Consider the following 14588-nt stretch of genomic DNA (forward strand, 5'->3'; position numbering starts at 1 on the left):
CCGCAGGGTAAACAGTTGGAGCTTCCGTTGGATGGCGAGTGGCCGGAAAACAAGCCACGACTAGGCCGTGACGGGCAATACCAGCTACCGCTGAACGTCCAGCGGCAACCTAAGCCGAAACCGGCTCCGGAACCACCCCCGGAGCGGAAGTCCTCGACGGAACCGCGTGGCCGGCAACTGGAATTCCCGCGCGACGGGGAATGGCCGGAAAACAAGCCCCGGCTCGGCCGCGACGGGCAATACCGGCTGCCGATCGAGGTGCAGCGCGTGCGGCGACCCGCGCCACCCCCGGAGCTGCCGAAACCGATCCGTCCAGCGACCCGGGAGCGACAGACGAAGTTGCCCGCCGATGGCGAGTGGCCGGAGAACAAGCCCCGGGTCGGCCGGGACGGGCAGTACCAGCTCCCGCTGAACGTGCAGCGCACGCGGAAACCAGCCCGCAGCCAGCCCCAGACACCGCCGCCTGAACCGCAGCGGCCGGGGCCGCGTCAGCAGGAGTTGCCGCTGAACCTTCCGAAGCTCCACCCGCCCCGGCCCAGCACTAGGAGGAAAGGAGGTGACCACCGATGAGCGTGCGGATTCCCGCCGACGTCGACCGGGAGGACCGGATTCTGGCCGGCTTCACCGCGCGGCAGGTCGCGGTGATGGCAGTGACGGGCCTGGTGCTCTACGGCGGCTGGCAAGCCACCCGCGCCATGATCCCAGTGATCGCCTACCTTGCCATCGCAGTCCCGATCGGGGTCGCGGTGACCGCGCTGGTCGTGGTCCGCCGAGACGGAGTGACCCTGGACCGCCTGTTGCTGGCCGCCGTTCGGCAGCGGCTACAACCGCGGCGCCGGGTCGCGGCCGGGCAGGCGCCCGCCGAGGTGCCGGAATGGCTATCTGGGGTAGCCCACGGACACGAAGCCGTCGCCGCGGGCGGGCTCGACCTGCCCGCCCACGGGGTCGCCGAAGCGGGAATCGTCGATCTCGGCGACGACGGCGTGGCTCTGGTCGCGGCGTGTTCGACGGTGAACTTCGCGCTGCGCACTCTGGCTGAGCAGGAAGCGCTGACCGCAGCGTTCGGCCGGTACCTGCACAGCCTCGGCGCGAGCGTTCAGATCCTCATCCGCGCCCAACGACTGGACCTCTCCGGCCAGATCGCGGAGCTGCGCGAGCGTGCGGCGGGGTTGCCGCACCCGGCGCTGGAGTCCGCAGCGCTCGATCACGCCGACTACCTGGCCCAGCTCGGGCAGCAGGCCGACCTGCTAAGGCGGCAGATCCTGCTGGTGGCCCGCGAACCGGTGCGCACCACCCCGCAGGACTCGCTGACCCAGCGCCGCCGCGTCGGTCGCGCACGCGGCGGAGGCCAGCCGTCGGACGGAGCACACAAGGCGGCGGCTTCCCGGCTGCTGCGGCGGATGAGCGAGGCCACCGAACTGCTCTCGCCCGCGGGCATCAGCGTGACCCCGCTGGATGCCGCACAAGCCACGGCGGTGCTGTCCACCGCCACCAACCCCGACAGCCCGCTACCGCCGTCGGCGGAGATGGCGGGCGCCGGCGAGGTCATCACCACCCCTATCGGCTCGGACTGGGAGCTCGATACCGAGGAGGACTTCTCGTGATCACCACCAAGAAGCGTCGCCAGCCACCCACGGCGACGAGTGCCTTCGCGCCGGACGCCATCGAGGTGCACCCGCGGCATCTGCAGATCGGTGAGGACTGGGTCGCCTCGTTCGCGGTCACCGGCTACCCGCGCGAAGTGCACCCCGGGTGGCTGCAACCGTTGCTGACCTACCCGGGCCGGTTGGACGTGTCGCTGCACATCGAGCCGATCGACCCGCGCATCGCGGCCGACCGATTGCGCAAGCAGCTCGGCAAGCTCGAATCCGGCCGCAGGCACTCCGCCGCACACGGGCGTCTGCAGGACCCGGAGGTGGAGGCGGCCACCGAGGACGCCTACGACCTCTCCGACCGACTCGCCCGCGGCGAAGGCCGCCTGTTCCGCCTCGGGCTGTACCTGACAGTGCACGCGTCCTCGGAGCAGGAACTCGTCGAGGAGATCGGCGCACTGCGCGCGCTGACCGCCTCGCTGCTCATGGACGCCAAACCCACCACCTACCGGTCCTTGCAGGGGTGGATCACGGCCTTGCCGATGGGCCTGGACCAGATCGGCATGACCCGCACTTTCGACACCGCGGCGTTGAGTGCTGCGTTCCCGTTCACCTCGCCGGATTTGCCTCCGCCGGATGCCACCTCCGCGTCAACCGCGGCCGGGGTGCTCTACGGCTGGAACCTCGGCTCCCAGGGGCTGGTGCACTGGGACCGGTTCGCCTGCGAGAACTACAACTCGGTCATCCTCGGCCGTTCCGGAGCGGGCAAGAGCTACTTGGTCAAGCTCGAAGCGCTCCGGTCGCTGTACCGGGACGTGGAGATCGCGATCATCGATCCGGAAGACGAGTACGCCCGCCTGGCCGCCGCCGTCGGCGGCACCTACTTCCCATTGGGCGCCGAGGGCATTCACCTCAACCCGCTCGATCTCCCGATTCACGTCCGCCCGGATGGGCGCCGCTCCGCGCCTGCCGATGTGGTCACCCGCCGCAGCCTGTTCATCCACACCCTGCTGGCTGTGCTGTTCGGACAGGCGTTGACCGCGGACGAACGGGCCGTGCTGGACCAGGGGGTAACCGCGACCTACCAGCTGGCAGGGATCACCGGCGACGCCCGCACCTGGACCCGGCCCGCACCGCTGCTATGCGACCTCCGCGTCGTCCTCGCCCGCCTCGGCGGCGACACCGCCAGCGAGTTAGCCAGCCGGTTGCAGCCGTTCACCGACGGCGCGTTCCGCGGGCTGTTCGATGGCCCCACGACGGCGCCGCCGGAGGGCCACCTACTCGTGTTCTCCCTGCGGAACCTGCCCGACGAACTCAAACCCGCCGGCACCCTGCTCACCCTGGACACGGTGTGGCGGCGGGTGTCCAACCCCTCCACTCGCCGCCCGAGGCTGTGTGTGGTCGACGAGGCCTGGTTGCTCATGCAGCAGCAGGCGGGGGCCGAGTTTCTGTGGCGCATGGCCAAATCCGCCCGCAAACACTGGGCGGGTTTGACAGTCGCGACCCAAGACGTCGGGGATGTTTTCGGCACGGATCTCGGCAAAGCCGTCATCGCCAACGCCGCCACCCAGATCCTGCTTCGCCAAGCACCCCAAGCCATCGACGACATCGTCCGCACCTTCGCTTTGTCCGAAGGCGAACGGCAATTCCTGCTTTCAGCCGGTACCGGTCAGGGCTTGTTGTCGACGGGGACTCAGCGGGTCGCCCTGCAGGCCATCGCCTCCGACGGCGAGCACGAATTGATCACAACAGACCCGGAGTTCCTCGCAAAATTGGAGGGTTCCGAGCTGAACTCCGGGATGGTGGATCTGTCGTGAGCGTACGCTCCCCCCGGAGTTTGGGAACCTCGGACCGATCAGTCGTGTATGGATTGCGCCCAGACGCTGACGCCGGGATGGTCGACGGTGGCGGTGTAGCGGTACGCACCGGCGACCGACAGCCCGAAGAGGTCGCAGACCTGGCGGATGTCGCCGCTGGTGGCGTGCGCTTCGTTGAGGATCCGGTCCTGGCGGATGGACTGGGCGGACATACCGAGCCGTTTGCGGATCCACCACGGGGTGACCGGGTTGGTGGTCGTGGCGTTGCGGTAGTGGATGAACAGGTGCGGGTTGGCCGTGTGCGGCCAGCTCTGCTGGCGGTGGTCCAGGTAGGTCCGCAGGCGTTGCTGCACTGGCTCGGCCAGCGGGATGACCTGGTCACCGAGGTAGAGACGCCGGTCTCGGACGTCGGTGAGATGCAGCGTGCGCAGTTGATAGATGCGGATGCCGTGGAAGGCCAGCAGGCCAGGGCCGCTGTGGCGGGCTCGGTCGAGTTGAGGGCCGCACGCAGGGCGGTGAGGTCGATCGGAGGCGGGGCGGGAGCATCCGGGCCGGCGACCTTGATCCTTGCGGTGGGGTTGATGAAGGTCAGCTTGCGAGCTTTGAGCACGCGGAAGATCGACCGCAGGCCTTGCAGAGTGGTCGAGCGTGCGCTGCCACTGGCCGGGAGCGCGGCCAGCACGTCGTCTCGGCCGATTTCCCGCAGCGAAGGGTGTGTGAGTGCCCAGGAGCGGATGGTCGGCAAGGCGAAGGACAGCTGGCTTTTCACGGTGGGCTCGGCGCGGGGTTTGAACCGGGGTGCTCTCGTCGTGCCGTGGCGTGCGATGTCGAACCACACGGTCAGTTCGTGGCGGATCTCGTCGGGAAGCCCGCTGATCTGGACGCTGAACCAGTGCTCGATCGCGGGAACGCGGTCGTCGGCGAGCATGCCGAGGGAATCGGCGACGTCGAGTACTGGGCGTACTGGGAGGCGGATACTCGACAGCGGCAGGACATCGCTTGCCTTGATCGCTGCTCCGGGTGTGTCTTGGGTGCCCAGCAGTATCCGGATCGCGCGGTGGGTGCGTTCGGTGACGTTGCGTCCCCACCCGTGCCGGGTGGCGTAGTCGCGGACGGCGGCGTGCCAGGCTGCTTCCCGCGCGGTGTCCGGAGGTGGCGGAAATCCGCTTCGTTTCCCGGATTTCAAGTCTCTCGGCAGGTCGAGAAGAGTGAGCTGTTCGCGCGGTACCGGGGTCAGCAGCGACAGGTTTTGTGGCACGGTTTTCGGGTTATACGGTCGTCTTCCGGTTCCCTCGCGGTGCCACATGCCAGCAAAGAACAGTTGCTGTCCGTGTCTGTTCGCTTCGGTGAGGTTGACATCGCGGGGGCGTTTGCCGAGCTGCCGGGCGAGCAGGCTACGCGTCTTGAAACACAGTCGGCAGGACCCGCTGACCTCCAGCGGTGCCCTCTGCCCGCAGGTGCGGCACTGGGCGACCTGGCGGTGGGTTTCGCGCCAGGATTTGCAGCCAGCGCAGAGCCATCCGTAGGTGCGGGTGGCTCCCCAGGCGTGGCAATCCCGGCACGAGGCGACCATGACGGTCTGTTGCGCGAGTTGACCTGGAGATTGCCAGAGGGGCGAGTGCGCACCGGGCGCGTGCGAGTGGCAGCGGGCACAGAGTCCCGAGGTGTAGTAGTCCTTGGTGGAGCCGCACTTTCGGCACGGTGGGGGAGTGACCGGGCCGCCCGGCCAGCACTGGAAGCAGAACGGGATCTCCCGCATGGCAGGTGGTCGGAGGCCGCACACCTGGCAGCGGTGGGGTCGGCCGGTCATGCCGGTGGCACCGAGCGGTGTCGGCCCAGCCGTGGTGTAAACCCGGTGACCGAGCCGGTTTCGGCCTGGCGAGGTCGACGGGACTCGACCTTCTCCGGCTCCGGCAGCAGCAGGTCAGCCGGGGTGCATTCCAGCACGGCACAGATCACATCCAGATCATCGAGCCGGATCGTGGCCGGGTTACCCACCCACAGATTGGACATCTTGCCGTGGCTGATCTCCAGACCGGCCTCGGCGAGCCGCCGCCGCATCTCGGTTGACTTCCAGATCCCGGCTTCGGCAGCCTTCATCCGCAGATTCCACTGCATCGGCTTATTCCTCCTCAACAGCCAGGCGGGCGGCTACGCGCTCGTTGGCCGCAGCCCAGGCCCGCTCGACGTGGTCGGCGTGGACGTGGATGTAGCGAGTCGTCGTCGACAGCCACTCGTGACCCAAAATCTCTTGCACCGCCTTAAGATCCATGCCCTGGGAATACAGCGACGAGGCGCAAAAGTGCCGCAACACGTGTGGCGTCAGCGTGCCGGCCCAGCGCGGCAGCCAGCGTTCGGTTGCCGAGGCCAGGCCATCGCGCAGCGCTTGATCGCAGACTCGTTTGCAGGTACCGGTGTGCGGGTCGTGGCGTTCGCTGGGCAGCAACGGCGCATCCGGATTTGCCCAGTCATCGTCGAACTGGTGACGCACATCGATCAGCCACCAGTCCAGCAACTCCGCGACGCCATTGATCGCGGGAACCAGCCGCGTTTTCGGTCCGCGTCCGCGACTGCCCTTGCCGAACCGGATGTCCAGCTTGCCGAAATCACCGAGGTCCCGTCGCCAGTCTCGGATATCGAGCATGTAGGTCTCCTGGATCCGCAACCCCGCTCGACGCCACAAGGAAGCCGCCAAGTAGTCCCGTGCAGAGGGGAGAAACTTCCGCGCGGCTACGAGCGAATCCCGCCATGCACGGAACAATTCGTCGATCTCGTCTTGGGATGGCGGGATGCGCGCCACCCCGTAGTCGGCCTTGGCTGGGCGGTTGTACTCGTCGATGGGCTGAGTGACCACGTGTCCGGTCAGCGCGTGAATATCGCCCTGATACCGCGTCACCAAGAAGTCAAAGAAGTGACTGAGCGCCGCCGCCTTGTGCTGCACCGTGAGCCGGGCGCGACCAAGATCCCTGCGCTGGTGAGCCAAGAACCGGTCCGCGTCGTGTGGCTGAGCACTCCACACCGGGCGCCCCAGAAACCGGACGAACTCAAAGATCACCGCACGGTCCTGACTGACCGAGCTATCTCCGATCCCGGCACCGACCGCCGCGAGCAAGTACTGATCCACCAGCTCCTGCTCGAAGTCTTCTAGCTCCTGAGCAGTGCTCAGCTTCCGCGGACCACCCAGCGACCGGACTACCGCCAACTCGACAGCCATGAACACCTCAGATCACCGGAGACGACCATGTGTCATGCATATCGGCAGCCTGTCGAAAATCCTGACGACATGTCAGGAATAAACCCCCATCGGGTGATCCCCGCCTGGCCTGGCCTGCAGCTACTCCACACCACCTCCGGCCTTCACAAACTTCGGGGACTTCCTGCAACAGACCCTGCCGAACTGGCATCGCTGTCCGAATCCACCGACGAGACAGGTGAATTCGCCGAGATCGGCAGTTCTCAAGATCTTCTTCTCGACGACTGAGGCGAACTAGGAGGAATCTCCCGTGTTCTCACAGCTTGCCACCGCGGTCCTCGACCAGGACGCAGTCGGTTCGTTCCTGGGCATTGTCGTCCACGACTTCCTCTCCGTCTTCGCGCTGGCGGCCGGAGTGATGGCGGTGATCTGGATTGCCTGCGCAGTGGTCGTGATTTCCGGATACCTCATCGGCGCCGTGGCCGTCTTCGGCGTGCGTGCACTGGTCCACGTGTGCGTGCGGTACGTCCGCCGCCGGAAGGGCGTCGAGTGCGCCCAGCTCGTGACCGTCGACGATGACGGTGCCCACACCAAGGTCGTCAACCTCGACTGCTACCGCCGACGCCACCGGCACCGACGTTCGGACAACGTCCAGACCGACGCCCCATTCCAGTCTCGCTGCGACGACGATCCAGCGTAGGAGCGAAGCTCCCTTCCTCGCTTAACAGATCCACTGTGGACCTTTTGTCTTGTTTTTGAATTTCTTCCTATTCCTGTGGAGGACGCGCATGTCTTCATCTGAACACGTGCCTTCATCCGCCGGGCGCCCGCGCCGGCTGCTGACTCAGAACCGGGAAATGCGTGCCATCGGCGTGCACAACTGGTCCTTGCCCGCTTGGGCCGGACGACTTCCTGACGGACGCACCTACAACACCTGTCCCTCGGCGGGCATCTGCCGGCAGGTCTGTTACGCCCGCCACGGCACCTACACCTGGCCTGCGGTGCGGGCCAAGCACGAGTCGAACCTGCGGTTCGTGCTTGACGACCTGGCCGGATGGAAACAGGCCATGCTCACCGAGCTGGCCGCACCGAAATTCCGCGGCAGCTGGGTCAGAATCCACGACAGCGGCGACTTCTTCAGCACGCCCTACCTGGAGTCTTGGCTTCGCATCATGCGAGCGCGTCCGGACACCAATTTCTACGCCTACACCAAGGAAGTTCGGCGGTTCAAAACGGTGGTGGAGCCGGACCGGCCGGAGAACTTCCTGTGGGTCTACAGCTACGGCGGGATGCAGGACGCGCTGCTGGACCCCGCGGTGGATCGCGTGGCCGATGTCTTCCCGGATGAGGACGCCATCGACGAGGCGGGGTGGTCCTCTCAGGAAGCCTCGGACTTACTCGCGGTGCTCGGTCCCCGCCTGGTGGGTGTCTCCGCAAACAACATCCCGCACTTTATGAAAAAGCTAGCGGGGCGTCGGTTTTCGGAGTGGCAGGCTGAAGTCGACGCGCACCGACGCAGGCGAGCTCGCGCAACGGTTTGCTCGATCACCAGTGCTCCGTCGTCTCGCCGCCGCATCGGGCCGGATTCAGACGAGCAGGCCGCTTGATCGCGCCAAATCCGACCTCTCTTGTGACAGTAGGGAGCTTTCCGCTCATGGATCTCGCAATTCCGTCCGTCATAGACAGCCCGCTGGGGAGGTTGCTGACTGATCCGTGGGGCGTGATTCAGGCGGTGCTGGACCAGGTGTGGTCGTGGCTGCAGGCCTGGGGGTTGATCGCGGTCCCCGCGATCGTGCTTGTGGCGACCGGGCTGGGTTTGCTGCGGCGGTGGTGGTTCCTGCGTTGCCAGGATGCGCTGCACGAGCGGTCTCGGATGATCACCATCTTGGCTCCTCCAACGGTCGACCCGGACGGGGCTGAGGCGATGTGGTCGAACCTGGTCGGGCTCGTGCGGCCGATGGTGCAACGGGCGACCACCGGGCAACCGCATCTGGCCTGGGAGTACGTGTTTGGGCACGACGGAGTGCAGATCCGGCTGTGGGTGCCGGGCGCGGTGCCTCCGGGCATGGTGGAGCGCGCTGTCGAAGCCGCCTGGCCCGGAGCACACACCCGCACCCACGAGACCGGCCCGCCAGTGCCCACGACACCCATCGAGGGGCGCCGGCAACTGGTCACCGCCGGCACGCTGCTCCTGGCGCGGTCGGAAGCGTTGCCGATCCGCTCCGACTTTGACGCGGACCCCATTCGTGCCCTGTTGGGCGCTCCTGTGGGGCTCGGTGTGCACGACACCGCGTGTGTGCAGGTCCTGACGCGTCCGGTCACCGGTCGTCGGGTGAAGCAGGCTCGGCGGTCGGCCCGCCATCTCAACGCCGGGCGGTCAACGCACCTGGTAGGCCGGTTGCTCGACCTGCTCACGCCGGGCCCCTCGGGCACGAAGCCGTCCAACGGCCAGCCGAAGCTGGACCCGCAGACTTCGTTGGAGTTCCAGGCGCAGAACCGCGCCATCGTGGCCAAGCAGCGTGGGGCGCAGTGGGAAACGCTGATCCGCTACGCGGTGGCCACGACGGTGCCGATCGACACCCCCGGGGAGCAGGTCGCGCGGGTGTGTGAGCAGGTCCGGGGCCGCGCCCACGCCATCGCGAGCGCGTTCTCCGGGTTCACTGAACACAACCATTACCGCCGTCGACGGTTGCGCGACCCCGTGCGCAGCCTGGCGCGTCGGCGCCTGCGGCGGGGTGACCTGCTGTCGGTACCGGAGCTGGCGGCCGTGGCCCACTTGCCCACCGACGAGGCGCTGCCGGGCTTGGCCCGCGCCGGAGCGCGGGCGGTACCGCCCCCGCCGAACACGCCGACCGAGGGCGAGCTGATCCGCCCGGTCGGGATCTCCGACACCGGCCACGCCCGCCCGGTGGGGCTGCAGGTCTCCGACGCGCGGCACCACCTACATGTCCTCGGGGCCACGGGATCGGGGAAGTCGACGATGTTGGCGCGGATGATCCTCGCCGACGCCGAGTACGGGCGCGGGGCGGTGGTCATCGACCCCAAGGGCGACCTGATCACCGACGTCCTGCAGCGGCTCCCCGCACACGCCGCAGACAAGGTCGTGCTCTTCGACGCCGACTCCCGCGGACCGACCCCGTGCCTGAACCCCCTGGAAGGGCCGAAGGAATCGGCAATCGACCACCTCGTGTCCGTGTTCTCCCGAGTGTTCGCCTCGGCCTGGGGGCCGCGCACCGAGGACATCCTCCGCGCCGGGTGCCTAACCCTGCGGGCCGCCTCAGACACGCCCACGCTGGCCACCTTGCCGCAACTGCTCACCGACCCGGCCACGCGGGCGCGGCACCGGGATCGGGTGTCCGACGACCCGACGCTGCGAGGGTTCTGGGACTGGTACGACCAACTGTCGGATGCGGCTCGCGCCCAAGCGACCGCGCCCCTGCTGAACAAGCTCCGCGCCTTCTTGTTGCGGTCATTCGTGGTCAAGGCTGTCGCCGCAGGACCATCCACAGTGGATTTGGGCGAAGCGTTGGATGGTGGACTTTGTCTGGTGCGTATCCCCAAGGGACGTCTTGGTGAGGACACCACGCGGCTGCTGGGATCGCTGATCGTGGCGCGAGTCTGGCAAGCCACGACCGCCCGCGCAGCACTGGCCCAGCGCGAACGCCGCGACGCCGGACTGTATGTCGACGAGGCGCACAACTTCCTCAACCTGCCGTATGCGATGGAGGACATGCTCGCCGAAGCCCGCGGCTACCGGCTGAGCATGACGCTGGCCCATCAGCACCTGGGTCAACTTCCCAAGGACCTCAAGGAAGGCATCTCCACCAACGCCCGCAGCAAGATCGTTTTTAACGCCTCGCCCGAGGACGCACGCGAACTCGCTCGCCACACCGCACCGCGAGTATCCGAGCACGACCTCGCGCACCTGGGGGTGTACCACGCAGCCGCGCGACTGGTCGTCGGCGGCGAGGAAACCCAGCCGTTCACCGTGACGACCCAACCGCTGCCGCCAGCCATTCCCGGGCGCTCCAAGGCCGTGCGCATAGCCGCCGCGGCCCACACCCGCCCATTAGCCTCCCGAACCGTGGACGCCGGCGACCAGTCAGCAACCACCGGCACAGACCCACGCCGCGCATGACCTCGCACGCCGCAGGGCGGTCCTCCCAACAGAGAGAACCGCCCTCCCTTATGTCTGCACCCGCCCAAGGGGGAACGATTGTGTTCGACCAGCACCAGCACCAGCACCAGCAACGCGACCTGCGCGCTCCGATACCGCAGCGGCCGAGCCTGCGCCTCGCCGCCTCTGCCGAGCATCAAACCAATGTCGCTGCACACCTCACCACCCGTGACCGATGGCTGGCCCGCATGGTGGCCGAGCACCGGGTGCTCACCTCTCCACAGATCGCGGCGATCGCCTTCGGCTCCCGCCGCTCAGCGAACCACCGGCTGCAAAAGCTCCACACCTGGCGGGTGCTGGACCGCTTCCAGCCCTACATTGGCCGCGGCCGAGCCCCCATGTACTACGTCCTGGACACCACCGGCGCCCACCTACTGGCCCACGAAGACGGGCTCGACCCCAAGGACCTGAAGTTCCGGCCAGAACGATCGGTGGGCATCGCCTACAGCTTGCGGCTGGCCCATCTCATGGGCGTCAACAACTTCTTCACCACCCTGCTGGCCGACGCGCTCACCAACACCACCCAGGACCAGACCGTGACCGCATGGTGGTCCGAAGCCCGCTGTGGCCGGCACTTCGGTGACCACGTCCGCCCCGACGGATACGGACGCTGGCACGAAGCCGGGCGGGAGATCGAATGGTTCCTCGAATGGGACACCGGCAGCTACCAACTCAGCCGGTTCGTCTCGAAACTGCCCGGCTACACCAGTCTCGCCGCCGCGACCAATATCGTCACCCCGCTGCTCGCGGTCTTCGCCACCGCAGCCCGGGAAGCGCACGCCCGACGACAACTCGTTGAGCACCTACGCACTGATCCGCAGCGGCAAGCACTACCGATTGCCACCACCACCGCCGAACACCTCCGCACGGCAGGAAGCCCTGCCCACGACATATGGCTTCCCTTGCACCACGCCGACGGCGGCCGCCACCGCCTGATCAGCCTGCTCTCGGCCTGGCCCCACCTGGAAGCACCGACCAGCTCCGCGGACACCAGCGGCACCGAACCCAGCCCCGTTCCGCGCTTGAGCCCGCCCACGCCGACTCCGCCCTGGCAACCCAGCGAGCTGACCTGGAACCCGAGGTGATCCCTGCATGGCCAAAATTGCGGCCACTGCGATCGGCGCACTCGTTGCCCTAACCGTGATCATCGCGGCTGCAGCCTCCGGAGTCGTCTCCGCCGTTCTCGGCGGAGGCGGCTACGCAGCCAGCCAACCCAGCCCTGCCGCACTTGCCGACATCCCCGGCAACTACCTCACGCTCTACCAACAAGCTGCACCGACCTGTCCCGGGCTGGACTGGAGCACCCTCGCCGCCATTGGCAAGGTCGAGACCGACCACGGACGCCTCAACGACGACGGGGTCCACAGCGGAGAAAACTTCGCCCACGCAGGCGGACCGATGCAGTTCCTCCAACCCACCTTCGACTCCGTCATCGCGGAACACCCGCCCCCGCCCGGCGGCAGCACACCACCCTCGCGGTACAACCCGCACGACGCGATCTACACCGCCGCCGCATACCTCTGCGAATCCGGAGCACGCGACGGCCGCGACCTCTACGGCGCGATCTTCACCTACAACCACGCCCACTGGTACGTACGTAAGGTCCTCAACCAAGCAGATGTCTACAACGCCGCGGAACAAAGCACGTCTCAGCAGAGGTGGGCCGTGCCAGTGAGTGGGAGATGTAGTTCGGGGTTCGGGCCACGCGACGGGGAATTCCACCGGGGGCAGGACATCGCTGCACCTATCGGGACTCCGATCGTTGCCGCCTCAGGCGGCAACGTCATCGACTCCGGACCAGCCACCGGCTACGGGCTCTGGATACGCATCCGGCACGCGAACAACGTGATCACCACCTACGGGCACAACAACCGGAACCTCGTCCAGACAGGCCAGGAAATCCACGCGGGCCAGGCGATCGCCGAGGTCGGCAACCGGGGTGAGTCGACCGGGCCGCACCTGCACTTCCAGGTCGATGTTGGCAGCAGCGCTTCGGACCCCGTTGCGTTCTATGAACAGCAACAAGGAACACCGCTGTGCCAATGACGGGGATTACGGATTGGTGGCATGACTGGCTGACCGTACGCTCAGGACCGCACGCTGCTGCCCGGCGTTGTCGCCACGCTCCTCGAGCCGGCGCCCGGGACGGCAGCCTGCGAACCGGTGTTGCCCCCGATGATGTCCGGCTCCTCGTCGGTGGTGTCGTCAGTACGCGCACACAGCACCAGAGAACAGGCCCAACGGCTCGTCGGTCTCCTCATTGATGCACTGACAGGGACTTGACCTGCTCCCAAAGCGGCACCCGCAGGAGGAACGAGGGGCGGGAAGGGGCAGAACGCCTCGGAAGCAGCTGGCAGAGGCCACAGGTCATGACGTTTCCGCGCTGATTCGCGGAAGTGCGCCCGCAGCCCTACTCCCGTGTGAACGTTATGGCGGCGGTGTGGAAGTCGTTGTCGCTGCTGGCGGTGTACTGCTGTTGCCGGTTCGCCGGGCCTAAATCGGCGGTGAAACTGATCCGGCCGGTCTGGTCAGGCCGTACTGTGGTCGCAACCCCGTCGACGGTCACGGTTACGGTCGCGAATCCCTGGAACAGCGGCGGTGTGGCGACGGTGGTAGTACCGCTCCCGGTGATCCGTAATCCGGTTTCGCTGACGTCGTGCAGGTGTAGGAACTCCAGAGCGCGGTTCGGATCGGCCTGCATCGACCAGCCGAAGACCTCGAAATGCGGTTCGATGGAGCTGTAGTCGAAACTCGCCGGTGCGGCATCCGGACGGGCGAAGAGGTCGGCGAAGCGGGGCAGGCTGTCGGTGATCTCTTGTCGGATCTGTGACGGCGTGTGGCAGCCCCAATTGTAGGTCTTGAGCTCGTGGGTGATGCCGAGACCGACGAGGGCGTTGTGGAGGTTTCTTGTTTCCGGCTCGATGATTCCGGACTCCACCGCGCACAAGGCGGGAACGTCGCCGATCTCGCGGGAATCGGGCACGCCGTTGCCGGTGTAGAGCTGGAGGTCGACGGGCCGGAGGTTGGCCGCGAGGTCGGTCGGGTTGTGACCGCGCCAGCGGACCTCTTCGGTGGCTCGGGGTCCGTAGATGGAGTCGGGTGGGGAGAGGTCGAACGCGGGGCTGGCGGTGAGTGCGGCCGTGCCCGGAGCGAAGTTGGTGTCCACGGCTCCCGAGAGGCTCGACGCGGCGGCGAAGAGATCCGGATGGCGTGCTGCGAGCATGAGGGTGCCGTATCCGCCCATCGACTCGCCGAGGACGCCACGGTGGGCGCGACCGGAGCTGGTGCGGAAGTTCGCGTCGATCAGCGGGATCAGCTGCCGGATCACGAAGGTCTCGTACTCCGGTGGCCCCCCGTTGCCGTTGTTGTACCAGTCGCTCCAGTACCCAGCGTGGCCGGCAGGAGCGACGATGAGAGAGGGATAGGAGGCCGTCTTGGCCTCACCGTCGTAGACGGTGCGGAACCAGGTCTGGTCGCCGTTGGTTCCGTTCAGGTAGTAGGTGGCGGGCCACCGGCGCGCTTGTTCGTCCGAGTACCCGGTCGGGAACATCACCTCCACCTTCGTCGGCGAGGTGAACGTCGAGGTGGACACGGTCAGCTCGAGAGTGCGCGTGGTGAGCCACTTCTCGTCGGTGATCGACGCGCCTGCAGCCGGAACGGTGCCGGGCGCGGCGAGTGAGTCGTCAGCCGCCGCGGGTTCAGGCGACGCGGAGCCTGCGAGAACGGCGAGGAGAAGGGGAACCAGGGCGGCGCGAGCGTGCGGTCGCCTTGAAAATATTGGGAAACTCATGGACGTCCTTCGGAAGATC

11 protein-coding genes are annotated in these 14588 nt (G+C 67.1%); 7 read left to right on the top strand and 4 right to left on the bottom strand.

The features are described from left to right. Positions 1-566: 566 nt before the first annotated feature. Together REH65_RS24680 and REH65_RS24685 are read left to right on the top strand one after the other, a co-directional pair. Positions 567-1604 (top strand): PrgI family protein, encoded by a 1038-nt coding sequence (locus REH65_RS24680; protein ID WP_406689265.1) that lies wholly within the window; start codon positions 567-569, stop codon positions 1602-1604. Beyond that, positions 1601-3409 (top strand): VirB4 family type IV secretion system protein, encoded by a 1809-nt coding sequence (locus REH65_RS24685; RefSeq protein WP_406689266.1) that lies wholly within the window; start codon positions 1601-1603, stop codon positions 3407-3409. The genes REH65_RS24680 and REH65_RS24685 overlap by 4 nt, the downstream gene beginning before the upstream one ends. A gap of 38 nt (positions 3410-3447) precedes the next feature. Here REH65_RS24685 and REH65_RS24690 read toward each other — a convergent pair whose 3' ends face one another. From REH65_RS24690 to REH65_RS24700, 3 genes are all read right to left on the bottom strand, one after another. Beyond that, a complete protein-coding gene (locus REH65_RS24690; RefSeq protein WP_406689267.1) occupies positions 3448-3762 on the bottom strand; it encodes a hypothetical protein in 315 nt (104 codons plus the stop codon). 1453 nt (positions 3763-5215) lie between these two features. Beyond that, positions 5216-5527 (bottom strand): helix-turn-helix domain-containing protein, encoded by a 312-nt coding sequence (locus REH65_RS24695; protein ID WP_406689268.1) that lies wholly within the window; start codon positions 5525-5527, stop codon positions 5216-5218. Between the two features lie 4 nt (positions 5528-5531). After that, positions 5532-6623 (bottom strand): tyrosine-type recombinase/integrase, encoded by a 1092-nt coding sequence (locus tag REH65_RS24700; RefSeq protein WP_406689269.1) that lies wholly within the window; start codon positions 6621-6623, stop codon positions 5532-5534. Between the two features lie 289 nt (positions 6624-6912). On the opposite strand from REH65_RS24700, the gene REH65_RS24705 reads away from it, so the two are divergent. The 5 genes from REH65_RS24705 (at position 6913) to REH65_RS24725 (ending at position 12825) form a co-directional block, all read left to right on the top strand. Then, positions 6913-7302, top strand: coding sequence for a hypothetical protein (locus REH65_RS24705; protein ID WP_406689270.1), 390 nt, complete (start codon positions 6913-6915; stop codon positions 7300-7302). An 88-nt stretch (positions 7303-7390) separates the two neighbouring features. Then, the gene (locus REH65_RS24710; protein WP_406689271.1) at positions 7391-8209 is read left to right on the top strand and encodes a GP88 family protein; all 819 of its coding nucleotides are present in this window, start codon (positions 7391-7393) and stop codon (positions 8207-8209) included. Between the two features lie 47 nt (positions 8210-8256). Continuing rightward, positions 8257-10740, top strand: coding sequence for a type IV secretory system conjugative DNA transfer family protein (locus REH65_RS24715; RefSeq protein ID WP_406689272.1), 2484 nt, complete (start codon positions 8257-8259; stop codon positions 10738-10740). Between the two features lie 80 nt (positions 10741-10820). After that, positions 10821-11864 carry a replication-relaxation family protein gene (locus REH65_RS24720; protein ID WP_406689273.1) on the top strand — a complete coding sequence of 348 codons (1044 nt, stop codon included), beginning with the start codon at positions 10821-10823 and terminating at the stop codon, positions 11862-11864. Positions 11865-11871: 7 nt separating this feature from the next. Next, positions 11872-12825, top strand: coding sequence for a M23 family metallopeptidase (locus REH65_RS24725; protein ID WP_406689274.1), 954 nt, complete (start codon positions 11872-11874; stop codon positions 12823-12825). Positions 12826-13189: 364 nt separating this feature from the next. On the opposite strand, the gene REH65_RS24730 is transcribed toward REH65_RS24725, so the two are convergent. After that, positions 13190-14569: an alpha/beta hydrolase gene (locus tag REH65_RS24730; RefSeq protein WP_406689275.1), complete on the bottom strand. Its 1380-nt coding sequence runs from the start codon at positions 14567-14569 to the stop codon at positions 13190-13192. Between the last annotated feature and the right edge of the window lie 19 nt (positions 14570-14588).

It is taken from the genome of Saccharopolyspora sp. ID03-671, from assembly GCF_045278815.1.
Taxonomy (GTDB): domain Bacteria; phylum Actinomycetota; class Actinomycetes; order Mycobacteriales; family Pseudonocardiaceae; genus Saccharopolyspora; species Saccharopolyspora ipomoeae.

Excerpts from the sequence above, each read along its gene's own strand:
- REH65_RS24680 (WP_406689265.1), top strand. The coding sequence starts at position 567 with ATGAGCGTGCGGATTCCCGCCGACGTCGACCGGGAGGACCGGATTCTG.
- REH65_RS24695 (WP_406689268.1), bottom strand. The coding sequence starts at position 5,527 with ATGCAGTGGAATCTGCGGATGAAGGCTGCCGAAGCCGGGATCTGGAAG.
- REH65_RS24700 (WP_406689269.1), bottom strand. The coding sequence starts at position 6,623 with ATGGCTGTCGAGTTGGCGGTAGTCCGGTCGCTGGGTGGTCCGCGGAAG.
- REH65_RS24710 (WP_406689271.1), top strand. The coding sequence starts at position 7,391 with ATGTCTTCATCTGAACACGTGCCTTCATCCGCCGGGCGCCCGCGCCGG.
- REH65_RS24715 (WP_406689272.1), top strand. The coding sequence starts at position 8,257 with ATGGATCTCGCAATTCCGTCCGTCATAGACAGCCCGCTGGGGAGGTTG.
- REH65_RS24725 (WP_406689274.1), top strand. The coding sequence starts at position 11,872 with ATGGCCAAAATTGCGGCCACTGCGATCGGCGCACTCGTTGCCCTAACC.
- REH65_RS24730 (WP_406689275.1), bottom strand. The coding sequence starts at position 14,569 with ATGAGTTTCCCAATATTTTCAAGGCGACCGCACGCTCGCGCCGCCCTG.